The 25,781-nt window shown below is 35.6% G+C and carries 23 protein-coding genes; 14 read left to right on the top strand and 9 right to left on the bottom strand.

All coding sequences use genetic code 11. The features are described from left to right. The first annotated feature begins 27 nt into the window (after positions 1-27). The 8 genes from NCE97_RS07845 to NCE97_RS07810 all read left to right on the top strand — a co-directional run bounded on the left by NCE97_RS07845 (position 28) and on the right by NCE97_RS07810 (position 13,308). Positions 28-1,446, top strand: a complete 1,419-nt coding sequence (locus NCE97_RS07845) for an alpha/beta fold hydrolase (protein WP_353778465.1) — start codon at positions 28-30, stop codon at positions 1,444-1,446. Positions 1,447-1,555: 109 nt separating this feature from the next. Then, positions 1,556-4,399 carry an excinuclease ABC subunit UvrA gene (uvrA, locus tag NCE97_RS07840; protein ID WP_353778464.1) on the top strand — a complete coding sequence of 948 codons (2,844 nt, stop codon included), beginning with the start codon at positions 1,556-1,558 and terminating at the stop codon, positions 4,397-4,399. Between the two features lie 11 nt (positions 4,400-4,410). Next, the gene (locus NCE97_RS07835; protein ID WP_353778463.1) at positions 4,411-5,100 is read left to right on the top strand and encodes an LOG family protein; all 690 of its coding nucleotides are present in this window, start codon (positions 4,411-4,413) and stop codon (positions 5,098-5,100) included. Positions 5,101-5,138: 38 nt separating this feature from the next. Beyond that, positions 5,139-6,410, top strand: a complete 1,272-nt coding sequence (locus NCE97_RS07830) for an endonuclease/exonuclease/phosphatase family protein (RefSeq protein WP_353778461.1) — start codon at positions 5,139-5,141, stop codon at positions 6,408-6,410. Positions 6,411-6,472: 62 nt separating this feature from the next. Further along, on the top strand, positions 6,473-9,244 hold the full coding sequence (locus NCE97_RS07825; protein ID WP_353778460.1) for a gluzincin family metallopeptidase: 2,772 nt from the start codon (positions 6,473-6,475) through the stop codon (positions 9,242-9,244). A 166-nt stretch (positions 9,245-9,410) separates the two neighbouring features. After that, positions 9,411-11,822, top strand: coding sequence for an alpha-ketoacid dehydrogenase subunit alpha/beta (locus NCE97_RS07820; RefSeq protein ID WP_353778459.1), 2,412 nt, complete (start codon positions 9,411-9,413; stop codon positions 11,820-11,822). Positions 11,823-11,937: 115 nt separating this feature from the next. Then, complete coding sequence (locus NCE97_RS07815) at positions 11,938-12,288, top strand: hypothetical protein (RefSeq protein ID WP_353778458.1); 351 nt, start codon at positions 11,938-11,940, stop codon at positions 12,286-12,288. Between the two features lie 75 nt (positions 12,289-12,363). Continuing rightward, a complete protein-coding gene (locus NCE97_RS07810) occupies positions 12,364-13,308 on the top strand; it encodes an acyltransferase family protein (RefSeq protein WP_353778457.1) in 945 nt (314 codons plus the stop codon). 65 nt (positions 13,309-13,373) lie between these two features. On the opposite strand, the gene NCE97_RS07805 is transcribed toward NCE97_RS07810, so the two are convergent. Continuing rightward, positions 13,374-13,733, bottom strand: coding sequence for a hypothetical protein (locus NCE97_RS07805; RefSeq protein ID WP_353778456.1), 360 nt, complete (start codon positions 13,731-13,733; stop codon positions 13,374-13,376). 377 nt (positions 13,734-14,110) lie between these two features. Here NCE97_RS07805 and NCE97_RS07800 point away from each other — a divergent pair, with 377 nt between their 5' ends. From NCE97_RS07800 to NCE97_RS07790, 3 genes are read left to right on the top strand one after another with little or no spacing between them, the layout of a single operon-like run. Next, the gene (locus NCE97_RS07800; RefSeq protein WP_353778455.1) at positions 14,111-15,715 is read left to right on the top strand and encodes a class I SAM-dependent methyltransferase; all 1,605 of its coding nucleotides are present in this window, start codon (positions 14,111-14,113) and stop codon (positions 15,713-15,715) included. A gap of 6 nt (positions 15,716-15,721) precedes the next feature. Continuing rightward, positions 15,722-17,173, top strand: a complete 1,452-nt coding sequence (locus NCE97_RS07795; protein ID WP_353778454.1) for an MBOAT family O-acyltransferase — start codon at positions 15,722-15,724, stop codon at positions 17,171-17,173. Positions 17,174-17,176: 3 nt separating this feature from the next. Then, positions 17,177-18,076, top strand: a complete 900-nt coding sequence (locus tag NCE97_RS07790; RefSeq protein WP_353778453.1) for a hypothetical protein — start codon at positions 17,177-17,179, stop codon at positions 18,074-18,076. On the opposite strand, the gene ettA is transcribed toward NCE97_RS07790, so the two are convergent. The 7 genes from ettA to NCE97_RS07755 form a co-directional block, all read right to left on the bottom strand. Beyond that, complete coding sequence (ettA, locus tag NCE97_RS07785; protein ID WP_353778452.1) at positions 18,065-19,756, bottom strand: energy-dependent translational throttle protein EttA; 1,692 nt, start codon at positions 19,754-19,756, stop codon at positions 18,065-18,067. The genes NCE97_RS07790 and ettA overlap by 12 nt on opposite strands. Positions 19,757-19,758: 2 nt before the next feature. Further along, complete coding sequence (locus tag NCE97_RS07780; RefSeq protein WP_353778451.1) at positions 19,759-19,941, bottom strand: CAL67264 family membrane protein; 183 nt, start codon at positions 19,939-19,941, stop codon at positions 19,759-19,761. Between the two features lie 93 nt (positions 19,942-20,034). Then, complete coding sequence (locus NCE97_RS07775; protein ID WP_353778450.1) at positions 20,035-20,751, bottom strand: pirin family protein; 717 nt, start codon at positions 20,749-20,751, stop codon at positions 20,035-20,037. Between the two features lie 12 nt (positions 20,752-20,763). Further along, entirely contained in the window at positions 20,764-21,654 is an 891-nt protein-coding gene (locus NCE97_RS07770; protein WP_353778449.1) for a pirin family protein, read from the bottom strand. 37 nt (positions 21,655-21,691) lie between these two features. After that, positions 21,692-22,129, bottom strand: coding sequence for a MarR family winged helix-turn-helix transcriptional regulator (locus NCE97_RS07765; protein WP_353778448.1), 438 nt, complete (start codon positions 22,127-22,129; stop codon positions 21,692-21,694). A gap of 3 nt (positions 22,130-22,132) precedes the next feature. Then, positions 22,133-22,546: a DUF1801 domain-containing protein gene (locus NCE97_RS07760; RefSeq protein ID WP_353778446.1), complete on the bottom strand. Its 414-nt coding sequence runs from the start codon at positions 22,544-22,546 to the stop codon at positions 22,133-22,135. Between the two features lie 3 nt (positions 22,547-22,549). Next, on the bottom strand, positions 22,550-23,080 hold the full coding sequence (locus tag NCE97_RS07755; RefSeq protein WP_353778445.1) for an NADPH-dependent FMN reductase: 531 nt from the start codon (positions 23,078-23,080) through the stop codon (positions 22,550-22,552). Positions 23,081-23,265: 185 nt separating this feature from the next. Here NCE97_RS07755 and deoC point away from each other — a divergent pair, with 185 nt between their 5' ends. The 3 genes from deoC to NCE97_RS07740 all read left to right on the top strand — a co-directional run bounded on the left by deoC (position 23,266) and on the right by NCE97_RS07740 (position 24,975). Then, positions 23,266-23,925 (top strand): deoxyribose-phosphate aldolase, encoded by a 660-nt coding sequence (gene deoC, locus NCE97_RS07750; RefSeq protein WP_353778444.1) that lies wholly within the window; start codon positions 23,266-23,268, stop codon positions 23,923-23,925. A gap of 72 nt (positions 23,926-23,997) precedes the next feature. Continuing rightward, the gene (locus NCE97_RS07745; RefSeq protein ID WP_353778443.1) at positions 23,998-24,453 is read left to right on the top strand and encodes a nuclear transport factor 2 family protein; all 456 of its coding nucleotides are present in this window, start codon (positions 23,998-24,000) and stop codon (positions 24,451-24,453) included. Between the two features lie 9 nt (positions 24,454-24,462). Next, entirely contained in the window at positions 24,463-24,975 is a 513-nt protein-coding gene (locus NCE97_RS07740) for a SixA phosphatase family protein (RefSeq protein WP_353778442.1), read from the top strand. On the opposite strand, the gene NCE97_RS07735 is transcribed toward NCE97_RS07740, so the two are convergent. Continuing rightward, positions 24,968-25,714, bottom strand: a complete 747-nt coding sequence (locus NCE97_RS07735) for a DUF6503 family protein (RefSeq protein ID WP_353778441.1) — start codon at positions 25,712-25,714, stop codon at positions 24,968-24,970. The genes NCE97_RS07740 and NCE97_RS07735 overlap by 8 nt on opposite strands. Between the last annotated feature and the right edge of the window lie 67 nt (positions 25,715-25,781).

The following is a 25,781-nucleotide window of genomic DNA, read 5'->3' as shown; positions in this document are numbered from 1 at the left end:
GTATCTTTTATCTCTAAACTCACACTTATGAAATTAAAGCACCTTCTCGTTTTCTATTGTATACTAAGTATGTATTCCTGTAAATCTCAAGAAGCTAATCCATGTGATTTTGCTGAATCTATTACAATACCCTATGATGAATGCGGATATGTAGAAGTTCCTAATAGCTGGGCGAACAAAAACAATGGTACTACAAAGATTGCCTACATCGTCATAAAATCTAAATCCGAAAACAGAAAAGAAGATCCTGTGATTTTTATTCAAGGTGGTCCCGGAGGAAATGTGCTACCTTCAGCCAATCTATATGCCAATCTAAATTTAGATACAGACCGAGATTTTATTTTGTACGATCAACGCGGTATTGGTTATTCAGATGCAATATGCCCAGACTTGAGCGCATCATTCTTGGATGTAATGGCTAGAGATATTGCTATGGATAATGAAGATGAAGTCCTACTGGAAACCAGTTCTGAATGTGTGAAACTTTTGAAAGACAAAAACTTTAAAACCGCCTTTGGTACTACTGAAAGCGCCAGAGATTTAGAAGCGCTTAGAAAACATCTTGGTTACAAGCAATTGAACCTATTTGGTGGATCCTATGGTACACGATTGTCCATGAAATATATGGAGCTGTATCCTAACAGTGTTCGTTCTGCAATTTTATCTGGTTTGTTTCCTCCTGAAATACGATTGTATGATAACTTACTTTCTAATCTCAATAGATCCCTAGAATTGCTCTTCAACACCTGTGAAAATGATGCGGATTGTAGTGCGAAGTATCCTAGTCTAAGAGCAGATTTTGAAGCTGTTTGTAAAAGTCTCGATAAAGCTCCTAAATCAGTTATCATTGATGAAAATGAAGTTTTCGTGAACAAGCAAGACTTTTTGCTCTTACTTCAACAACTGCTTTATAATCGTTTTACGATTTCGCAGACGCCATCTTTTATCTTGGCATTCAAAGACGATAATAGTTCTGCAATAATACAATCGATACAAAATTTTGCGGCAAGACTTGGGGTCGTCAATGTAGCCACATATTGGTCTGTAAGCGTTCCAGATGAAGGAAGTTTTAATAATCGTAAAAAATTAAAGCAAGATGGTAAACATAATCCGTTACTAAGTTCAGGAATAAGCCTGTTTTCTTCAGATCCAGAAGTCCTTAAGCATTGGCCTTCAAATAAAGGAGAAACGACACCAATGACAGCAGTAAAATCTGATATACCTACGCTATTAGTAAGTGGCGAATGGGATCCAATAACGCCACCATCAAACGGTAATAAAACTGCAGAATCTCTGACTAATGCAAGCCATGCCATCTTTCCTTGGGATGGTCATTGCCCAATAAATGCTTGCTTCTTTAACATGGCTAATAGTTTCCTTAACAGTCCTAAAGAAAAAGTAGACGTGTCGTGCACTAAAAATTCTGATCCAATTCGATTTAACTAGACCAATTTTAGACATCCTATATTGTTTATAACAAAGTGTTAAGCACTTCATTTTTACATGGTAAATGAGTACCTTTGCAACTTTGCCTAAGAGTCATCATTGACCATTTATGACCCATTTTGAAGAACATATCGAAGTAAAGGGAGCACGAGTTCATAATCTCAAGAACATCGATGTTACAATCCCTAGAGAAAAGCTAGTTGTAATTACAGGATTATCTGGCAGCGGAAAGTCATCTTTAGCATTTGATACTATATATGCCGAAGGACAGCGCCGCTACATTGAAACATTCTCTGCTTACGCACGTCAATTTTTAGGAGGTTTAGAACGCCCAGATGTCGATAAAATAGATGGTCTTTCTCCAGTCATTGCCATTGAACAGAAAACGACTAGCAAATCACCTCGTTCTACTGTAGGTACTATTACGGAAATTTATGATTTCTTACGTCTGCTTTTTGCGAGAGCCAGTGATGCCTACAGTTACAACACTGGTGAGAAAATGGTAAGCTACAGCGATGAGCAAATTAAAGAGCTTATTGTAAAGAGCTTCAACGGAAAGCGAATCAATGTCTTGGCTCCAGTGATACGATCGCGTAAAGGTCATTATCGTGAGTTGTTTGAACAAATTGCCAAGCAAGGGTTTGTAAAGGTTAGAACAGATGGAGAGATAAGAGATCTGGAAAAAGGCATGAAACTCGATCGCTACAAGACACACGATATAGAGATTGTAATTGATCGCCTAAAGGTTGATGACTCTGCAGATAATGATAAGCGTCTATCGGAAACCATCAATACAGCAATGTATCATGGTGATGACGTGCTTATGGTAATTGATCAAGATTCTGGAAAAGTGCGTTATTTCAGTCGTAATCTTATGTGTCCTTCCTCTGGAATTTCATATCCAAATCCAGAACCAAATAACTTTTCATTCAATTCACCAAAAGGTGCTTGTGATGTATGCAATGGTATAGGAGAATTGTACAAAGTCAATGAAAAAAAGATTGTTCCAGACGAAAATCTTTCAATTCATGGTGGTGCCTTAGCGCCTCATGGTCCTCAAAAAAACAGTTGGATCTTCAAACAGTTTGCAACCATCGCGCAACGTTTTAAATTTTCATTGATGGATCCTTACAAATCCATTCCCGAGGAAGCTAAGCAAATGATCCTATATGGTGGCAACGAAAAGTTTTCAATAGAAAGCAAAAGTCTAGGTGTAACCCGAGATTATAATATAGAGTTTGAAGGTGTAGCCAATTTTATAGAAAGTCAATACAAGAGTACCGATTCCAAGTCTTTAAAACGTTGGGCTAAGGATTACATGGACAAGATTTCATGCGAAACTTGTGGTGGTTCCCGTTTAAAGAAGGAATCACTTTACTTCAAAGTCAATGGGAAAAACATTTCTGAATTGGCTCACATGGATGTGTCCGAATTAGCCGATTGGTTCAATGACCTTCATAACCATCTTTCTGAAAAGCAATTCAAAATTGCAGAAGAAATCATAAAAGAAATTAGAGCCAGGCTTCAATTTTTATTGGATGTAGGTTTGAATTATTTGTCATTGAACAGAAGTTCAAAATCTTTATCTGGTGGTGAAGCACAACGTATTCGATTGGCAACACAAATTGGATCTCAGCTTGTAGGCGTTTTATATATTTTGGATGAACCTAGTATAGGCCTGCATCAGCGCGATAATGAGAAACTCATCAATTCTCTCGAATCCTTGAGAGATGTTGGAAATTCTGTTATTGTGGTTGAACATGATAAAGACATGATAGAACGTGCAGATCACGTGATTGATATTGGGCCAAAAGCAGGAAAACATGGTGGTGAAATTATTTCTGAAGGAAATCGAGATGAATTAAAAATGCATCACACCCTTACTGCTGATTATCTCAACGGCACTAAGGAAATTGCTATTCCTAACAAAAGAAGAAAAGGCAACGGCAAATCTATAAAGCTTACAGGTTGTACAGGAAACAACTTGAAAGATGTGTCTGTAGAATTTCCTTTAGGTAAAATGATTGGTGTTACTGGAGTTTCTGGTAGTGGAAAATCCACTTTAATCAATGAAACCCTCTATCCTATCCTTAATGCACATTTCTATAATGCTGTAAAACGCCCAATGCCATACAAAAACATTATAGGTCTTGAGCATGTCGACAAAGTGATAGATATCAATCAATCACCTATAGGAAGAACGCCTCGAAGTAATCCTGCAACATATACTGGCGTTTTTAGTGAAATCCGCAGTCTGTTTGCTAAAATTCCGGAAGCCATGATTCGCGGTTACAAACCAGGGCGTTTTAGCTTTAATGTTGCTGGAGGACGTTGCGAAACTTGCCAAGGTGGTGGATTACGAGTTATAGAAATGAATTTCTTACCAGATGTTTATGTTGAATGTGAAACTTGTCAGGGCAAGCGCTTTAATAGAGAAACACTAGAGATTCGCTATAAAGGAAAATCCATTAGTGACGTACTGAATATGACCATAAATGAAGCTGTAGATTTCTTTGAGCATATTCCAAAAATTCATAAAAAACTAAAAACCATCAAGGAAGTTGGTCTGGGTTATATCACATTAGGACAACAGAGCACTACGCTATCTGGTGGAGAAGCACAACGTATAAAACTTGCAACTGAGTTGAGTAAACGCGACACAGGAAATACATTTTATATATTAGATGAACCAACTACTGGGCTTCATTTTGAAGATATTAGAGTATTGATGCAAGTATTGAATAAACTAGTAGACAAAGGCAATACGGTTTTGATTATTGAACATAATTTAGATGTCATAAAAATGGTCGACCATATTATCGATATTGGCTATGAAGGCGGAAAAGGTGGTGGCGAAATCGTTGCTAAAGGGTCACCTGAACAATTAATAAAAGACAAAAAAAGTTATACTGCTAAATTCTTGAAAAAGGAATTAGTTAAACAAGAAGTTTAAACCTAACGAACATGAGAAAAGAACACAAACACAAAGGCTGGAACGAAATAAAAACTAATGATTCTTGGGCAATCTTCAAGATCATGGGAGAGTTTGTAAATGGTTATGAAAAACTAAGTCGTATCGGCCCATGTGTATCTATATTTGGTTCAGCAAGAACCAAACCAGATCACAAGTATTATAAATTGGCCGAAGATGTTGCGCAGAAAATCGTTGAGCATGGTTATGGTGTCATTACTGGAGGTGGCCCCGGTATAATGGAAGCTGGTAATAAAGGTGCCCATATCGCCGGAGGAACATCTGTAGGACTAAATATAGAGCTACCTTTTGAGCAGCACGACAACCCATACATAGACCATGACAAGAGTTTGGATTTTGATTACTTCTTCGTGAGAAAAGTAATGTTTGTAAAATATTCACAGGGCTTTGTGGTAATGCCTGGAGGTTTTGGAACATTAGATGAACTTTTTGAAGCGATTACACTTATCCAAACCAATAAAATAGAAAAATTCCCAATCATCTTGGTTGGAAGAGAATTCTGGAGCGGATTGATGGATTGGGTAAAGCAAACCCTATTAGAAGCAAATAATAACATAAGTCCTACAGACTTAGACCTTATACACATAGTAGATACTGCTGATGAAGTGATTGATATCCTTGACAGCTTCTACAAAGAATATGGATTAAGCCCGAATTTCTGATGATGTAAGAAGAAACCAGCTATTAATCACATAAACCTATGATAAAGAAGACAACATTTTGGTTGTTAGCATGCCTATTAACAATCAATTCGGTAACAGCGCAAGAAAATCTAAAAGTGATGTTTTATAACCTGCTTAATTTTCCTAATGAAGATGCCATTCCGAATAGAATAAACGATCTCGGAGTCATTCTTAGTGATTATCAGCCAGACTTGTTTATGGTTTGTGAACTGAATAATGAGTCTGGTGCCGATGATATTCTAGCTGTGCTACAAGCCAATGTGTCTGCTGATTTCGAAATGGCTACTTTTCAATTCAATACTTCAGACGATAGTGGTAGCGACCAAAACGATCTTCAGAATTTGATCTTCTATAATAGTAGCAAGTTTATATTGCAGAGTCAAGCCATTGTCACTACTATTTTTAGAGATTTCAACCATTATAAATTACGATTAAATACAGCAGATCAAGCTACAAATCCTATAGAGTTTGATGCTATCGTGTGTCATTTAAAAGCTTCAAGCGGGTTAGAAAACGAAGCTTTAAGATTTCAAATGGTAGAAGATTTAGTTGACTATTTAGATACCTTTCCTGCGGATTCTAAAGTAATAATAGGTGGTGACTTCAACTTCTACACAAGTTCAGAAGATGGTTTTCAAGAATTAACAGACTTCAATAATAATATTGTGTTTTACGATCCTGTAAACCGTATTGGTAGCTGGAGTAATAATTCTAGTTATTTGGATGTCTTTACGCAATCAACCAGGACACAATCTGGTCTTGGAGGGGCTACTGGAGGTTTTGATGATCGTTTCGATTTTATCTTAACAACAAATAATCTGCTAGCAGCAGACCCAGAACTTTCTTATGTTGCGAATACCTATAAAGCTTATGGAAACAATAACAATCCTAGTTGTTATAACAGGGAAATAAACAGTTCTGATTGTTCTGGCTCGGATTATTCTTTTGCAATTAGAGATGCGCTATACAATTTTAGTGACCATCTTCCCGTTACATTAGAACTTCAGACTAACGCATCGTTGAGCACTGACGAATTTATTGCTAATAATGGCATTGAATTTGTTGGTGGTAATGTTATTGATAATTATTTGCGCTTGAAAATTAATCCTTTGTTATCATTAGACAGTCCTATAACTGTTTATAATGCCTTAGGTCAAGTAGTTGAAAGCATCAATGCAAATGGTTCTAACTATATTGAACAGGATATAAGTCAGCTTGCAAATGGTGTATATTATTTGACCATATCGAGCAACAATATTAATGTCTTAAAGTTTATCAAATCGAATTGAGAATAACATACTTAACCATCTTCTTTTGTTGTATTTGCACCGCTTTGTTTGGTCAGAATAGCATGTATATTGCTGCTGAACTAGACGTTCCTACAAAGAGCATTAAAATAGAACAACAAATCGTGTACAAAAACACTTCCAATTCTGCTGTAAGTGAAATCTATTTACACGACTGGAACAATAGTTATTCTACCAAGACATCACCATTAGCTGTAAGGTTTGCAGAAGAATTCAACAACAAATTTCATTTCGCAAAAAACAAAGAACGTGGGTTTACGGTTGTCACATCTATAAAAGATAATGATCAGGCTGATTTGACTTTTTCTAATATTAAAGATCATCCAGATGTTATTAAAGTTAGCCTACAAAAACCTCTACCCTCTGGAGAATCTTATTCAATAAACTTAAACTATACCATTGTCTTACCAGATGATAAGTTTACTGGCAATGGATATTCTAAAGAAGAAAACTTCAACCTAAAATATTGGTATATCACACCTGCAATCTATGATGGTGACTGGCAATACTATAGTAACAAGAATCTGGACGATCTCTATGTTCCAGTTTCGGATATCACATTACAATTAACCTACCCAAACAACTATGTCCTTGTTTCTGAACTCGATTCTGCTGGGACAGAATCTAGTGGAGGCACTACTCAAACCACAACACTTCATGGGAAGAACCGGGTTAATACTGAGTTAGTAATTACTAAGTTTTCAGATTTTGAATTTGTACAAACTGATGACTTTTCAATTGTTTCTAACCTCAAATCCAAAAACGTTAGTGCAGAAGAAAAGGCAATCATTACGGACAAAATAACAAGATTTATCAGTGATAATTTAGGTACTTATCCTCATGAAAAGCTTTTGGTTTCTGAGTTAGAATACAAAAAAGACCCGCTTTATGGTCTTAACCAGTTACCAGATTTTATAAGACCTTTCCCAGATTATTTTCAGTACGAAATTCAACTGCTAAAAACCAGTCTGAAGAAATATCTGGACAACACCTTAATGACCAATCCACGTAAAGATCATTGGCTCAAAGAAGGTTTGCAAATCTATTTCTTAATGAAGTATGTGGAGCTGAACTATCCTGACATGAAGCTACTAGGATCGCTTGCCAAAGTTTGGGGAATTAGGTCCTTTCATGCCGCAGATATAGGCTTTAATGATCAATATAATCTGTTTCACATGCAGATGGCTCGTACTAACAGAGATCAACCCATCACTACCGCAAAAGATTCTTTAATAAAGTTTAATGCAAATATTGCAGGCAAATACAAGGCTGGTGTTGGTTTAAAATATTTGGATGATTTTGTCAATGCTGATATTCTGGAAAGTTCAATTAAACATTTCCTCAAAGAGAATCAACTAAACTATACCGATTCAAAAGCATTTGAAAGTCTATTAAAAGGAAATACAACTAAGAATATTGATTGGTTTTTTGAAGATTTTATCAACTCTCGAAAGAAAATCGATTATAAGATCAAAGATGTTTCAGTCGATGGCGATTCAGTACATATCACCATAAGAAACAAAAAGAATAGTAGCATGCCTATTTCGCTTTTTGAAATTGGTAATGACTCCATTCTTAACAAAACATGGCTTGAAGGTATCTCAGATACTGAGACCATATCTGTCCCTAAAGGGAATACTGATCGATTAGCTCTAAACTACGATGGTATAGTACCTGAACTGAATTTGAAGAACAATTACGGTTCATTGAGTAAATCTATATTTGGTCATAAACCTTTACAAGCAAGGCTATTTAAAGATTTCGAAGATCCGAATTATCATCAGGTATTTTTAATGCCCTTAGCGGAGTTCAAAAACATTTACGATGGTCTTACATTAGGCGCCAAATTATATAACAAAACAGTATTGAGAAGACCTTTTAATTATCGCTTCTCACCACAATATGCTACTAAATCTAAATCCCTCACAGGTTCAGGAACCTTGTTTTACATTCAGTATTTAGATGGATATCAAGATTTATACAATATTACCTACGGAATCCTTGCCAAATACTCTTCATTTGCTGAGGATGCTTTTGTAACCAGACTTACACCGAGTGTAGATTTTTACTTCAGAGATAAGGATGACTTTAGATCCAATAAATCCAATCGACTGACGGTACGTTATTTGAGTATACGAAGAGATATTGGGGATGAAGCACTTGTCGATATTATAGAACCTGATTATAATATCTTCAACATTAGATTCAGGCAATCTAATATTGAACTTATTAATACCTATAACTCAAGTTACGACCTACAATTTGCAAAGGATTTTGGAAAGATATCTTTCAATTATAGATATCGAAAATTATTGAACAGCAATCAGCAGTTTAGCTTTAGGTTTTTTGCTGGTGCTTTCTTATACAACAATACTGACGAAGACTCGGATTACTTCAGTTTTGCTTTAGACAGACCTACAGATTATTTATTCGATTATAACTACTTGGGCCGATCGGAAGATTCAGGGATTTTTAGTCAGCAACTTATTATAGCTGAAGGTGGTTTCAAATCTATGCTAGAAACTCCATTTGCCAATCAATGGATGGCCACTACCAATGTGAGCATGTCTATTTGGCGCTATATTCAAGCGTATGGAGATATAGGGTTAGTGAAAAATAAATCAATCAATCCAAAGTTTGTGTACGATTCTGGTATACGCCTAAATCTTGTACAAGACTTCTTCGAAATTTATTTTCCTGTGTATTCGAATCTTGGTTGGGAAATTGCTCAAGATAATTATGATGAGAAAATCCGTTTCATTTTTACAGTAGATCCACAGACTTTACTTGGCTTATTTAGAAGGAAATGGTACTAATTTCTCTTTGATGATTTGGCAATAGAAAAATCTTTTTTTTAAACTTCATTGTCATATTTTTATCAAAATAGACAAAATTCAACATTTTTTTCAATTTATTAACACATTACACAATTGTGCAGCACCTAGATTTTATCTAAATTTGCATCAAATCCCATGATACATTATGCAAACCAGTTCTAATCTAGAAAATAGTCTGTCTTTCGATGATTTCAAAGCCGAAGTTCTCAACGATTACAAAATTGCTGTAACCTCAAGAGAATGTAGTCTTTTGGGTCGTCGGGAAGTGCTTACTGGTAAGGCAAAGTTTGGCATCTTTGGGGATGGAAAAGAAGTTCCGCAATTGGCTTGGGCAAAAGCGTTTAAAGATGGAGACTTTCGTTCTGGCTATTATAGAGATCAAACCTTTATGATGGCTATTGGAGAATTGTCTATTCAGCAATTCTTTGCAGGCTTATACGCTAACACCGATCTAAATGAAGAGCCAATGTCTGCGGGCCGCCAAATGGGAGGTCACTTTGCTACACATAGTTTAGATGAAAATGGCAACTGGAAAAATCTTACCAAGCAGAAGAACTCAAGTGCTGACATCTCTCCTACTGCTGGTCAAATGCCAAGGTTATTGGGATTGGCTCAAGCTTCAAAAATATACAGACATGTCGATGGTATCGACACTATCAATTTCTCAGATAATGGTAATGAAGTTGCTTGGGGAACAATAGGTAATGCGAGTACTAGTGAAGGATTGTTCTTTGAAACCATTAATGCAGCAGGTGTATTACAAGTGCCAATGGTGATGAGTGTTTGGGATGATGAATACGGCATCTCTGTACATGCTAAACATCAAACTACAAAAGAAAATATCTCTGAAATCTTAAAAGGATTTCAAAAAGAAAAAGATACCAATGGCTATGAAATCCTACACGTTAAAGGCTGGGATTACGCTAATTTAATTGAAACATATCAAGAGGCTTCTAAAATTGCAAGAGTAGAACATATCCCAGTATTGATACATGTAACAGAAGTTACACAACCACAAGGACATTCTACTTCTGGATCTCACGAACGCTACAAATCTAAAGAGCGATTAGCCTGGGAAACTGAGTATGATTGTAATGCTAAAATGCGCGAATGGATTGTGGCAAATGGATTGTCTACAGATGAAGAATTATCTGCATTAGAAAAGGACATCAAGAAAGCCGTCAGAGATGGTAAGAAAGCTGCATGGTCAGCGTTTATTAATCCAATAAAAGCTGAACAACAAGACTGTGTTAACCTTATAAACACATTGGCGACTACTAGCAGTAATAAGAACTTTATTGCCAAGCTAGCTAATGATTTAGCTGCCATAGAAGAGCCTATCAGAAAAGATGTAATGTCAGCAGCAAGAAAAGCATTACGTTATGTTATTTCTGAAGAATCTACTGAAAAACAAACACTACAGAATTGGATTAATGCCAACATTAAAGCCAATAACGATCGTTACGGCGCATACTTATATAGTGAATCCGAACACAGTGCGCTTCAAAATGTTGAAGTAGTACCAACATATAGTGATGATGCTGAAGAGGTTGATGCGCGTGTAGTGTTACGAGATAATTTTGATGCTATATTTTCCAAATATCCAGAAGCTTTAGTATTTGGTGAAGATGCTGGTCATATTGGTGATGTTAACCAAGGCTTGGAAGGTTTACAAGAAAAGTATGGAGCGCTAAGAGTTGCGGACGTTGGTATTAGAGAAGCATCGATCTTAGGTCAAGGTATAGGTATGGCCATGCGTGGACTTAGACCAATTGCCGAGATTCAGTATTTAGACTACATCCTTTATGCTTTGCAAATCATGAGTGATGATTTAGCAACCGTGCAGTATCGTACAAAGGGAAGACAAAAAGCTCCACTTATTGTTAGAACTCGTGGTCACCGACTAGAAGGTATTTGGCACTCTGGTTCACAAATGGGTGGTTTGGTTCATCTGCTTAGAGGTATTCACATCTTAGTACCAAGAAACATGACCAAAGCTGCAGGATTCTACAATACATTGCTAGAAAGTGACGAGCCTGCGCTTATCGTAGAATGTCTTAACGGATATCGTCTCAAAGAAAAGATGCCGAATAACCTTGGCGAGTTTAAAACACCGATAGGTGTTGTAGAAACGATTAAAGAAGGTTCGGACATTACTTTAGTGTCTTACGGTTCTACACTTCGTTTAGTGGAAGAAGCTGCAAAAGAACTACAACAAGTAGGTATTGATGCTGAGATTATTGATTGTCAATCATTACTGCCATTCGATCTTAATCATGATATTGTAAAGAGCATTGCCAAAACGAATAGGCTTTTGGTAATTGACGAAGATGTCCCAGGAGGTGCTTCAGCATATATTTTACAAGAAATTGTTGAAACTCAAAACGCTTATGAACATTTAGACAGTAAGCCTCAAACACTTACTGGTAAAGCACATCGCCCAGCTTATGGTAGTGATGGTGATTATTTCTCTAAGCCTTCGTCGGAAGACATTTTTGAGAAAATTTACCAAATCATGCATGAGGCAAGTCCGGAAGATTATCCGAGTTTGTATTAACTAGGGTTTAGTAATTTCTTTTTTTGATTGTTTGCTAGCTTAATTTTTTTTAGGTTAGTGTATTGTAATTCTTTATAGCTTGAAAAAAATAATCCTGATCATCTTTCTTCTAACTATGAGTATAATATCTTATGCTCAAGAAAGAAATTGTTCCGATTTTAAAACTGGGCAATTCAAATATGTCGATGAAAGACTTAAAGAAATTATTACAAGAACTGATTCTATGCAAATAGAAATCAATCCAGACAATCAAGCTGAAATTCACACCACCATTGAGTGGGTCTCTGAATGTGAGTATGTGCTCACATATACAAAAATCATCAATTGGCCAGAGAATGTAAGTGATGTCATTGGGAGAAAAATTTACTGCACAATAATGGAAACTAAAGGAAATTGGGTCAAAGTCTATACTAAAGGAGTTTCCGCAGACGGCCCAGTTGAATTGATAAAAATTGATAATCAATAAAGCCTCATACTATACATATCTAATATTTTGTTTTACTAAATTAGAATAAAACTAGTTTTTATTACAATAACCCAAATGCGATTAAGAAACATCGATTTATTCAAAGGACTATTAATTATCCTTGTAATTCTTGGGCATATGCTTCAAGGAGAGATCGGTGAAACCATTTGGCGAAAAACTATATACAGCTTTCATATGCCTCTGTTTATTGGCATCTGTGGATTTTTATACAATTCAAAAAAAACTTTCAATCTTAGTATTTCAGGATTATTCAAGAAATATCTATTCCGAATAATTTTACCCTGGATTATTGCAGTTATTGGATATTATGTTTTGTTTCTTTATCAAGACACCAATATCAATTTTATATCTAGTTTCGTTAATGCTTTTATTGACCCTTACTATCACCTATGGTTTGTCCCAGCTTTCTTGAGTTGGGTCATTCTTACTTGGATATTAAGGAAAGCTAAAGCAAATAATGTTGTATTGCTGATTATCGGACTTTTGATATCAATCATATCAATTCTTCTTATAAAGGAACCCAAGCTTTATCAAAATAAAACAATAGCATTGATATTAAATACCTACAGACCCTATTATTACATCTTTTTTATTCTCGGTTTGCTGTATAAAGATTTAAAGCTAAAGAGGCCTAATAGATTAGAATTCCTTTTACCGCTTATCTTATTTGGCTTAGTTATCTATCTGTTTTATTTCCCTAATGAAATAGTAGCGTTTATAAACTATTTCGTGTTCAATACATTGTTACTGAATCTAATTTTGAAAATGTCTACAAACAATTTAGCTCCTAACAACAAAGTATTGGAATGGATTGGTATCAATTCCGTTGGAATTTATCTATGGCATATGATACCTATTATTGTTTGTAATCATCTCATCGGAACAGAAAACCTATTGCTATTCTATTTAGCTGTAATAGTTTTAGAAATCATTTTTATGATTATCTACAGGATGTTATCTAAGGTAAGTGTCTTGAGGAAGTATGCCTTTGGCATGTAAAATGTATTCTGTTACCAAAAAAATCAGCGAGATGAGTAATCTCACCTCGCTAATTTTATAGGATATCAACATTTTCCAAATGTTTGACTTACTACAGTGATTCCTGCAATAACTACAGAAACCTTAACTCCTGTTGGGAATCCCCAAGTCGTACAAATACTTAAACATGCTTTACCTGCTGTACCATTTGGCACACTAATAGGAATACTGATACAATGCTTCCCTAAGTGTAATGGTAAATTGATACATACTTTGTGATCTTCAACCGTAATTGAAATACACTCAGCAGCAACCAACAAATCTCCACCTCTATGGATGTTAAATCCTGCTTCTGTTGCTCTTAGTTCGGTTCCTTCGTGAGTTTTTCTAGCTGCTTCCAGCGCATTAGCTACTGCTTCTTCACTAAATGAATAATACGATGCCATAATTTTTTAATTAAAAGTTTACTTCCTACTCTATTGAAATTGGTTTTTCGGATTCCCCCTTTTGCAATCGAAAAATGATAGTAGCTACTCAATCGAATATTATTCTCAATTACTTTGTAAAGGTCTCTTGAAGTGGTATTTTTTTCTAGCGTATTAATTCTGCATTATTCAAATCAGGTATAATCACTTCATTTTAAAGCATTTTTACTTGGCTAAAAAACCCAAAAGAGATACTTGCATAAGATTAAATGGAAAGGAATACAATTAGAGATTACTAGGCTATGGGAAATATTCAACAAATTAATCTCCTTTTCATCATAAAGACCATCTCAGTTGTGATGGTTTTTTTATATTTAAAGCTATCTAATTGATTTCAGATGTTAACAAAGCAAGATAAGTCCCAATTAAGAAGTTCCATTTTCAGGCATTTAGATGGAATTGCAACCGCTCCAACCGCTTTTGTTTTACACAAAAAGGGTGTATTAAGCCACCTGTTAGAGCACAAAAAATGTGAGCTTTCAGATTTATCGAGCACATTCAATGCTAATGAAGGTTATCTCAATGTGGCTTTACGTATTCTATGTTCACAAGGATGGCTAAATCAACATTTAAATAATGAAAACAACAGTGTTTCTTACGAAATAAACTCCAACTCAGAAAAAGCATTTGGACTTGCTCCTTTATACAAAGATGTAGTAAATCTATTGAAGTATTCTGCCAAATTCCCAGAAGAGCGCATGGGAGCAGATGTATTTATTGTTCTTGAAAAGATATTCAAGAAGTTTGAAAACAAATTTGGTATGAAGAATACCGAATCTGATGCCATAGAGTCTCAAGTACTAAAGCACATTGAAGGTGCTATCGCTGGACCTATAGTTGTGCTTTTGGGAGTTAACGGACTCTTCCACAAATACTTTATGGAAGCCTCGTTTAGAGCACAGGAATATCATAAAGACCCTGAAAGTTTCAAAAAAATATTAGATTTCTTTTCTCATTTAGGCTGGTTTAAAAAGAAAAAAGAAACCTATCGATTCACAGATGAAGGTTTATTTTTCGCTAAACGTGCCAGTGCTTATGGTGTTACTGTATCTTACTTACCGACATTTGTATCGTTGGATGAACTCATCTTTGGTAATCCATTAGTATTAAAAACTGATTCTCCCGATGAGACCGAAAAACACGTCCATAGAGAAATGAATGTTTGGGGAAGTGGTGGTGCACACTCCACTTATTTTAAGGTCATTGATGAAATCATTATAGAACTTTTTAACAGACCAATAGACGAACAGCCAAAAGGTATTCTGGATATGGGCTGTGGTAATGGCGCTTTTATAGAACACATTTTTGATGTTATAGAACAACGTACCTTAAGAGGGCAAATGTTGGAAGAGCATCCTTTATTTTTAGTTGGGGCAGATTTCAACAAGGCAGCACTAAAAGTGACCAGAGCCAATTTGATAAAAGCCGATATCTGGGCAAAAGTGATTTGGGGAGATATTGGCAGACCAGATTTATTAGCTAAAGATCTCGATGAGGATTATGATATTGAGCTGAAAGATCTCTTAAATGTTAGAACTTTTTTAGATCACAATCGTATATGGGATCCTCCTAAGAATGGTAATAGTATTATTAGTACTTCTTCTGGTGCTTATGCATCTGCTGGACAACGATTGAGCAATAATTCGGTGGAAGCTTCATTACTGGAACATCTAGAGAAATGGAAACCATATGTTGAAAAATTTGGGCTACTTATTATAGAGCTTCATACCATTAATCCTGAACTTACATCTAATAATTTAGGAAAAACAGCTGCTACTGCTTATGATGCTACACATGGCTATAGCGATCAGTATATTTTAGAAGTTGATGTTTTCAATCGTATTGCTTCAATGGCAGGGTTGCATCCAGATGAGAATCATTTTGCAAAATTCCCAAATAGTGAATTAGCTACTGTGAGCGTGAATTTACTAAAAGGAAAATAAGCGAAAATGCTCTTTAACTCTATTGATTTTGCAATATTTCTACCAATAGTATTTGCTATTTACTGGGCAATTAATAGAGGAGCATTAAAAATTCAGAATGCACTATTAGTACTCACAAGCTATATATTTTATGGTTGGTGGGATTGGAGGTTCTTAGCACTTATCATCTTTAGCTCCAGTGTTGATTTCTTCGTTGGAAAAGCCTTGTCTAAAACATCAGTAAAACATAAACGTAAGACATTATTACTAGTCAGTATCATTGCTAACCTTGGGTTATTAGGTGTTTTTAAATACTATGATTTCTTTGTACAAAGCTTCGTAGACGCCTTTACGTTTATGGGCGTTAACTTAGAATCTAATAGTCTGAATATTATTATCCCTGTTGGCATAAGTTTTTACACGTTTCAAACACTCAGCTATACAATAGATGTTTATCGACGAAAGTTAGAACCTACGAATGATGCTATAGCCTTCTTTGCCTTTGTTAGTTTCTTTCCCCAGTTGGTAGCTGGTCCAATAGAAAGAGCAACTAACTTGTTACCGCAATTCTTTAAGAAGCGGCATTTCGATTATAACAAAGCTACCGATGGTATAGGTCAAATCATTTGGGGCTTATTCAAAAAGGTAGTTGTCGCAGATAATTGTGCAATAATCGCCAACCAAGTATTTGATAACTATACACAATATTCGGGAAGCGCTCTTGCTCTGGGTGCAGTAGCTTTTGCTTTCCAGATTTATGGAGACTTTTCAGGGTATACGGATATTGCTATAGGCACAGGTAAGTTATTCGGGTTTAACTTAAAACAGAACTTTGCTTACCCCTATTTTTCTAGGAATATAGCTGAGTTTTGGAGACGTTGGCACATATCACTAACATCATGGTTCAAAGATTATGTCTACATACCATTGGGTGGCAGTAAGCTTGGGAAAACTAAAGCAATAAGAAACATTTTCATCGTGTTTCTAATAAGTGGCTTGTGGCATGGTGCAAATTGGACGTTTGTATTTTGGGGATTATTTAACGCACTGTTATTTATTCCTTTATATTTAGCTAATAGAAATAGGCGTTACCTCAATATTGTTGCAATAGATAGGTATATATTTAGTTTAAGGGACTTCTTATCCATATTAACCACTTTTTGTCTTACCACAATAGGTTGGATATTCTTTAGAGCGGAATCCATTACTATTGCTCTAGATTATATAAAAAATATGCTCAATGCATCTCTATTTAGCATGCCTTATGTATTTAGAGTGGGCAAACTAGAAGCTGTTCTGGTATTACTTTTTGTATTGATAATGTTAAGTATTGAATGGATTGGGAGAAGAAAAAAATATGCTTTAAGCTTTAGCCCAAATACAAATCTTTGGGCGCGATGGACTGTGTATTATGTTATTGTTGTAATGATATTTTTATTTGGAGAAAAGCAACAGGATTTTGTGTATTTTCAGTTTTGATTTATGAAAAAGTTTATAGTACATATTAGTGTTTTTTCATTGTTGGTAACAGTAACAATATTAGCTGTATTTTCAAGAGCGGATGGTCATTCTGATCAATTCTACCTGAAGCTAACTGGCACACAAAAGTCTAATCTTATACTTGGAACTTCTAAAGCTGCTCAAGGAATTCAACCTGAAATTCTCAAAAAGCATCTTGAGGTAGAACCTTTTAATTATGCCTTTGCTATCTATGCTAGCAAATATGGAGATGTTTATTTAAATAGTATTAAATCGAAATTGGACACAACAAAAAGTGATCAGGTTTTTATAGTCACTGTAGATCCTTGGAGCATTTCTTCTACGTCTAAAAACCCTAATGATATTGATACTTTTAGAGAAAACAAATCTTTTTTGAATAGTGTGAAAGAGCCTTCAAACTCTGCAAACTATAACTATTTGATTAATCATTTTGAAGGGAATTATTATAACATATTATCCAAATCTTCGCCTGCATTTTTGCATGATGATGGATGGCTAGAAGTCAATATTGACAATGATTCAACCAGTGTTGCCAATAGAACGCTATTCACAATAAATGATTACAAGAAGAATCTCAAAAAATATAATTACTCAAGCGCTCGTCTTTCCTATTTGATGAAAACTATAGAGTTTTTAAGTACTTATGGAAATGTATACTTGGTTAGGCTTCCTATTCATCCAGAACTTATGGACATAGAAAACACATATATGCCCGATTTTGATTCAAAAATATCTGAAGCAATTAGCTCAAGCAAAGGGTATCTAGACCTAACTAATGATAACTCGGGCTATCATTATATCGACGGCGCTCACCTTCATAAAGAAAGTGGAGCAAAAATAAGTTTGAGAATAGCTAATTGGATTAAAGAACTACCGAACTAACTTCTTATACTTAATTCGTTTTGGCATTATATCTCCTCCAAGGCGCTTCTTCTTGTTTTCTTCATAATCACTGAAACTTCCTTCAAAGAAATATACTTGACTTTCTCCTTCGAAAGCCAAAATATGTGTACAAATTCTGTCTAAGAACCATCTATCGTGAGAGATTACTACAGCGCATCCTGCAAAGTTTTCTAAACCTTCTTCTAAAGCTCTTAATGTATTGACATCAAGATCGTTAGTGGGTTCATCTAGAAGTAGCACATTCCCTTCTTCTTTTAATGTCATCGCAAGGTGAAGTCGGTTTCGCTCTCCTCCAGAAAGTAGTTTAACTTTTTTATTCTGTTCACTACCAGAAAAATTGAAACGACTTAAATATGCTCTCGAGTTCACCTGACGATTACCCATCATAATCAACTCCTGCTCTTCACTAAAGTTTTGCCAAATAGTTTTTTCTGGATCTATATTTGAATGGCTCTGATCTACATAAGCAATCTTTGCAGTTTCGCCAACTGCAAACTCTCCCTTATCTGAAGACTCTTCGCCCATGATCATTCTGAAGATTGTAGTTTTACCAGCACCATTTGGTCCAATAATACCTACAATACCTGCTTGTGGTAGTTTAAAATTAAGGTCTTCATAAAGTAGTTTGTCTCCATAAGCCTTGCTAACTCCTGTGGCTTCAATGACATTGGTTCCAAGTCTTGGTCCATTAGGAATATAAATTTCTAGCTTATCATCGAGCTGCTTCTGATCTTGGCTCATCAACTTTTCATAATTGTTGAGACGAGCTTTCTGTTTAGCCTGTCGACCTTTTGGTGCCATTCTAACCCACTCTAACTCTCGCTCCAAGGTTTTTTGACGTTTACTGGCTTGCTTTTGCTCTTGGGCTAAACGCTTTGCTTTTTGATCCAACCAAGATGAATAATTCCCTTTCCAAGGGATACCTTCTCCTCTATCGAGTTCTAATATCCAACCTGCTACATTATCTAAGAAATATCTATCGTGTGTTACCGCAATAACAGTGCCTTTATACTGTGCCAAATGATGTTCTAACCAATGCACTGATTCTGCATCTAAGTGGTTCGTTGGCTCATCTAGTAATAGTACATCTGGTTCTTGTAGTAATAGTCTACATAATGCAACACGACGACGCTCTCCACCAGAAAGCACACCTATCTTTTTATCGCCTTCAGGTGTACGAAGCGCATCCATTGCTATCTCTAGCTTGGTATCTAACTCCCAAGCATTAGAAGCGTCTATCTTATCTTGAAGCTCAGCTTGTCTGTTCATTAGCTTTTCCATCTTATCTGGATCGCTATAAACTTCTTCAAGACCAAACTGATCATTTATGCTATTGTATTCGTCTAGTATGGCAACAGTTTCCGCAACACCTTCCTTAACAACATCCAATACTGTTTTCTCATCATCTAGTTGTGGTTCTTGTTCCAAATACCCCACAGAATAGTCTTGAGAAAACACAACATCGCCTTGATAGTTTTTATCGACTCCTGCTATAATTTTTAATAATGTAGACTTACCTGAACCGTTAAGTCCTAGGATTCCAATTTTTGCTCCATAAAAGAAGCTTAAATAAATGTTTTTTAATACTGGAGTATTTGCACCTTGAAAGGTCTTGGTCACTCCAGCCATTGAGAATATTATTTTTTTATCATCACTCATAACTATACTCTACCTTTAAGCGCGTTAAACACCCATGCAATACAGAAGAAGCCAACGCCAACTGCGGCAAAACCCCATCCTGCTACATCATCATACCTAAAGGCTCCTAATGCTATTAATCCCATTCCAACTATTATCATAATGGTCGTAGCCCAAGCTAAGACCGTATTTTTATTCATTGCCATCTATCAATTTTTGTAGTGAATGACAAATATCGCATTTTTTAATAAAAAAGGCATCCTTTGCAGGATGCCCAATTTCAAGTAATACTTAATCTATTAATTCATAGGTACTTCAATAACTATAAATCTTGAATCTTCGTTGGCTTCTACGGTAAGTCCATCAAACTCATATATGCCTATCGCATCTCTGTTACCAAGCGTTGAATCATCAATTTTAAGAGCTCCTTCAATCACAAAAACGTATAGTCCATTATTTGGTGACTTAGTTGCAATATCTAGTGTTTTACCAGCTTCTAACTTTGACCTATAGATATAAGCTTGTTGACTTATTGGTAAAGCCTCACCTTCCAGCTTATCTTTGGGAGCTACTAAAGTTTGAAGCTGATTAACTTGATCTTGAGTATCAAATTTTCGTTGCTCATAGTTTGGGATTACGTTCTTTTCTTCAGGAATAATCCAAAGTTGCAAGAAATTTACCTCATCTGTTTTACTGTCATTGAACTCTGAATGTGTCAGACCTGTTCCCGCACTCATGACTTGCACCTCATCCACTTCTATAGCGCGTTTGTTCCCCATACTATCTTTATGAGATAATGCGCCTTTTAGAGGTATAGAAATAATCTCCATGTTTTCGTGTGGATGAGTTCCAAAACCCATTTTAGGCTGAACCACATCGTCATTGAGCACTCTTAGAGCTCCAAAATTCATTCTGTTAGCATCGTAGTAACTCGCAAAGCTAAATGTATGGTGAGATTTTAGCCAACCATGGTTCGCAAAACCTCTACTGTCTGATGTATGCACTATTGTTTTCATATTCTTTCTTTTTTAATTTGCTGGAAGAAATCCCATCTTACCCATTTGATAATCTCGCATTGCTTCCAATAACTCTGTTTGGGTGTTCATCACATAAGGTCCCCAACTTGCTACCTTTTCTTTGAATGGCTCTCCAGACAGGAACAGTAATTTACTTTTTGAATCTGCTGAAATCTTGAAACCATCTCCATCCTGGTTGAATTCAACCAATTGATTTTCATCTTTCATCAATCTGGAGTCATCATTAATTTTTACGCTTCCATTCAAAAGGTAAACCATAGATTGATGATTGTTTTCAATCTTCAAATCATATTCACCTCCTTCTTCAATATCAATCATGTAAACATTCACAGATGTCTGAGTTGCTATTCTACCTGTCTTTCCTTCAAGAGTACCTGCAATGACTTGGATTGAAACTAATTCATCTTCAGAAATAATTTTATTAAAATCCTCATGTTTTACATGCTGATAATTAGGCTGAATCATCTTCTTCTCTGCTGGTAAATTGAGCCATAGTTGAATACCTTCCATCGTACCACCTCGTTGCACAAATTCTTTAGACGGCCCTTCGGCGTGTACTATACCTCTACCTGCTGTAGTCCACTGCACATCGCCTCCTCTAACTACGCTTTCATTACCGAGCGAATCTCTATGTAATTGTTCTCCCTGAACTAAAAAGGTAATTGGCTCGAAACCGCGATGCGGATGTGGTCCAAGATCAAAAGGGTTGTTTTCTGGACTGATTTCATACGGTCCATAATGATGCAGCAAGATAAACGGATCTATCATCTCTATATCTTGCGTTGGTAACGGCTGTCTTAAACGCACTGGTCCCATGTTGACAAAATCGCTACGTCCTATTTTCTTTATACTATTAGTTTTCATGTTTAATTCTCCTTTCATTTAAATATTTTCCATGGAAAATATTTGATTAAAATTTTTATCGTATTCTATCTAACAAATCACTAAGTAGCCCAGCCTCTTCTTCTGTTAAATTATCGATATAATCTTCTTTCATTTCTAATGAGATGTCATCAAGAAGATTAAGGCCTTTCTTAGTTATCTCAATGTATACAACTCTCCTATCATTGGGGCTTGGTGATCGCCCAATAAGGTTTTTATCACAAAGCTTGTCCATTAAACGCGTTGCGTTTGGTGAACGCTCTAACATTCGCTCTTTTATGGTTTGCACCTTAAGCGGTTTATTGGCGCCTCTTAGAATCCTTAATATGTTATACTGTTGAGGTGAAATACCAAAAGGTTTAAAGAACGCATTTTGCTGACTGCTTATCCAGTTAGCGGTATAAATAATATTCAATAAAGCCTTCACTTTATTATTTGGAAATGTTGAATTGATATCTTTTGATAAATCTCCCATTACCTATACCATGTTTTTCATACTGTTATAAGTACTTGTCATTATCTTCTGTAGCACATCGGTATCAACATCTTCTAAGCGTTTAATGTATAAACATCCTTTTCCTGTGGTATGCTTACCCAATTGTGCTAAAAGCTCTTTTTCATCTTCTAAACCAAACATAAGATGCAAAGACAAGTTCTGTTTTCTTGGCGAAAACCCAATATAAAACCATTCACCAACTTTACCTGCTTTCGTTTTATACGTATAATTCCCAAAACCAACCATGGCCTTTCCCCACATTTTCGCTTTAGAATCAGTGATTTTTTCTATCATACCGAGTAATTTTATACTGTCTTCTCTTTGGGTATCATCAGAGATACTATTCAAGAATTCAGTTACATCAGCGTCGTTTTCTTTGGTTTTGAGATATGACATGGCTTATAATTGATTTTGAAGCTCCATAACAGCTTGTTTTAAACCACTATCAAGCTCTTCGTTAATAATCTTTCCTTCTGAGAAATTTGCTCCAAATGAAGGTAAGGAAAAAACTGCAATTATATTACCTCCCATATACTTGAAACGTCCTTCTGCAATCTCTAATACTGTAGCACCTCCTCTACCTCCTGGTGAAGTTGCCATAAGTAGCATCGGCACGTTACTCCAAAGCTTGTTGTCAATTCTAGACATCCAATCGAATATGTTCTTGAACACTGTAGCGTAAGCTCCGTTATGCTCAGCTAAGGATAGCACAATACCATCAGATGTTTTGATATGGTCTAAAAGTTCTTCTGCGGCTTTAGGAATCCCATGTTCCATTTCATAATCTATACCGTAAAGTGGTAGTTCAAAATCATTGAGATCTAAAACTGTAACCTCTGAGTCTTCAACTAAGCTTGCAGCATATATTGCGAGCTGCTTGTTTATTGATGTTTTGCTGTTACTTCCAGCAAATGCAAGTATTTTTTTCATTGTTTATCATTTTGTTGGTACAAATATATGATAAAAAAATTTATTTTCCAAGGAATATATTTCCATGTAATATAATAATGATTAATAACATGCTGTTAACATCTTTGTACATAAAAATTAAGTATCTTTTTTTTGAATATAAGAGCAATTGTATACTTTTATAGTACCAAATTAACCTACATGTTATGAAAATGAATACATATATAGACCACACTAACCTCAAATCTACGGCTACAGAGCGTGATATCATCGATCTTTGTGACGAAGCTAAGCAGTACCGTATGCACAGTGTTTGTGTTGGGAGTGGCTATGTGACTCTTGCCAAACAGGCTCTACAACGATCTAATGTTAAGATCTGTACTGTTGTTGGTTTTCCCCTAGGTTCTTCTACGACCAAATCCAAAATTTTTGAAGCAAAACAAGCTATTGAAGATGGTGCGGATGAAATCGATATGGTCATGAACATAGGATTGCTAAAAAGCAAGAATCATGTTGCTGTGTTAAAAGATATTGCTAATTTAAAATTAGCTATTGGTCGAACTCCTCTGAAAGTAATTATAGAAATAAGTGAGCTTTCGAAAAATGAAATTATCAAGGCTTGTGAGATTTGTATAGATGCTAAAGCAGATTTTATTAAAACTTCGACTGGTTTTAGTAAAAGTGGTGCTACACTAACTGCTGTAAAGATCATTAAAAAGACAGTAAAGGATAACTTAAAGATTAAGGCTTCTGGCGGTATTAGCGATTATGAAACTGCCTTAAAATACATTGAAACTGGAGTAGATAGAATAGGAACATCTGCTGGAGTCGCTATAGTTTTGGGTAGTTTGCCTAAAGCAGTTTAAGCATTTTAACACATATTTATAAGGATACTGAAGATTCTGGACTATTTTTGAGCGAATCAACCTCTTAGTCTTATGAAATCATATTTACTCTTCGTTTTTTGTATCTCTTTTTCCCTGTTATCATTTTCCCAATCTGAAGAGGATATTTCAGCTGTTGAGAAAACCTGTATGAATTACATTGAAGGATTTTACAAAGGTGATAGTCTTAAGCTAAAGGCTGCCTTAAAACCTCGATTGTACAAATTTGGGTATTGGAAGAATAAGGATACCAACACTTATGAATATTCCAACCAAATGACTTACGAGCAAGCGCTTGCATATGCTAAAAACGTTCTTGAAAAGAAAAAATTCCAAGCAGATGATGTCATAAGAAAAGTAGAAGTACTAGATATGGGGAACCATATTGCAGCTGCCAAGGTTACGGCCTGGTGGGGAATTGACTATATGTTACTCTCCAAAGAGGAAGGCAAATGGATGATAGAACAAGTTATTTGGGAAGGTCCACTAGAAAAATCGCATAAAAACTAAATAAATCGCATGAAATACATCTTCACACTTTTCCTGTGTGCATTATTTGCACTACCTACTTTTGGACAGGAAACCTCAGCCGAAACGGAAACAACCACATATTACTTCATTCGCCATGCTGAAAAAGACAGAAGTGATAAAACCAATAGAGATCCCCATTTGACTGAAGCTGGTAAAAAACGTGCAGAAGATTGGAGTAAAATTTTATCTCATATAAAGTTTGATATTGTCTATTCTACAAACTATAATAGAACTAAAGAAACAGCTCAGCCTACAGCCGACAAGAACAATCTAGAAATCACGCTCTATGACCCACGAAATATAGATGGCAAAGCATTTATGTCGGATACTAAAGGAAAAACAGTATTAGTTGTTGGGCATAGTAATACAACACCAATGTTTGTTAATGGTGTTCTTGGTGCTCAGAAGTATCCGCAAATGGATGACAATAACAATGGTAGCTTATATATAGTTACCGTAGCAGGCGATACCAAAGTAGATCAGTTATTAGAGATTAATTAATAATCTCTGCACTTATATTTTTGAGTTCAATTTTTGAAAGGAGTTTTAATGTTCCTGCTTCAAAAGCTTTACCTAAACCAGACAAGGAAGTATCTTTTGTTTCTGGTTTGTAATTTTTGTAGTCTACAAAACGTAATCCATTCACATAACGTTCATTATACGCTTCTCTAAATCTTAAACCCATCCCATCACTTTCATTGTAAGAATACGCTAGGTAATCTACTTTAAATGTGTCTTTGTTGATCCAATATGTAAAAACATCATCAAAATCCTCTCCTCCACCGTCTTCGTTAAAAGTTACCTTGATTTTGTGGTACTCTTTTTCTTTGATTGTTTCTGGGGTTAATAGCTCCTTATTCACGGCTTTATCATTGAGCCCATAAGGCAATACAGAAAAATAATGAACTGAATTAACTGAAGGAGAATACTTAACCTTCATTGAATCTTCAAGTTTTACCAGTTCATCATTTACAAACCTTTCAAAACCATCATTGCTTAGAATGTCATAGACTGAGTCTTCATTGCTCTTAAAAGCCCTACCAAAACTAAATGCCCCATTCAGTCTTTTTGCTAAATAGTGCTTGTCTCGGAAATCAAATTCTATCTTAGAATGAGTAAATTTCTCGCCTCCAGAAACCTCAATAGATTTATCTATGATGTCTTGAGCTGTTAGTTTTTTAGGCTCTTCTTTACAATTAAACAACAAGAGTGTTAGCGTTACTAGGAGAAAATGTTTCATGATTGGTTTTCTATGTAAGTCGTAAAACTAAACAATCATCTAACAAGGTCTTCTTAAGACATTCATA

Source organism: Winogradskyella sp. 3972H.M.0a.05, from assembly GCF_040493455.1.
GTDB lineage: Bacteria > Bacteroidota > Bacteroidia > Flavobacteriales > Flavobacteriaceae > Microcosmobacter.
Note: the sequence above shows the minus strand (reverse complement) of the source record. Positions and strands in the feature narration are given on the sequence as shown.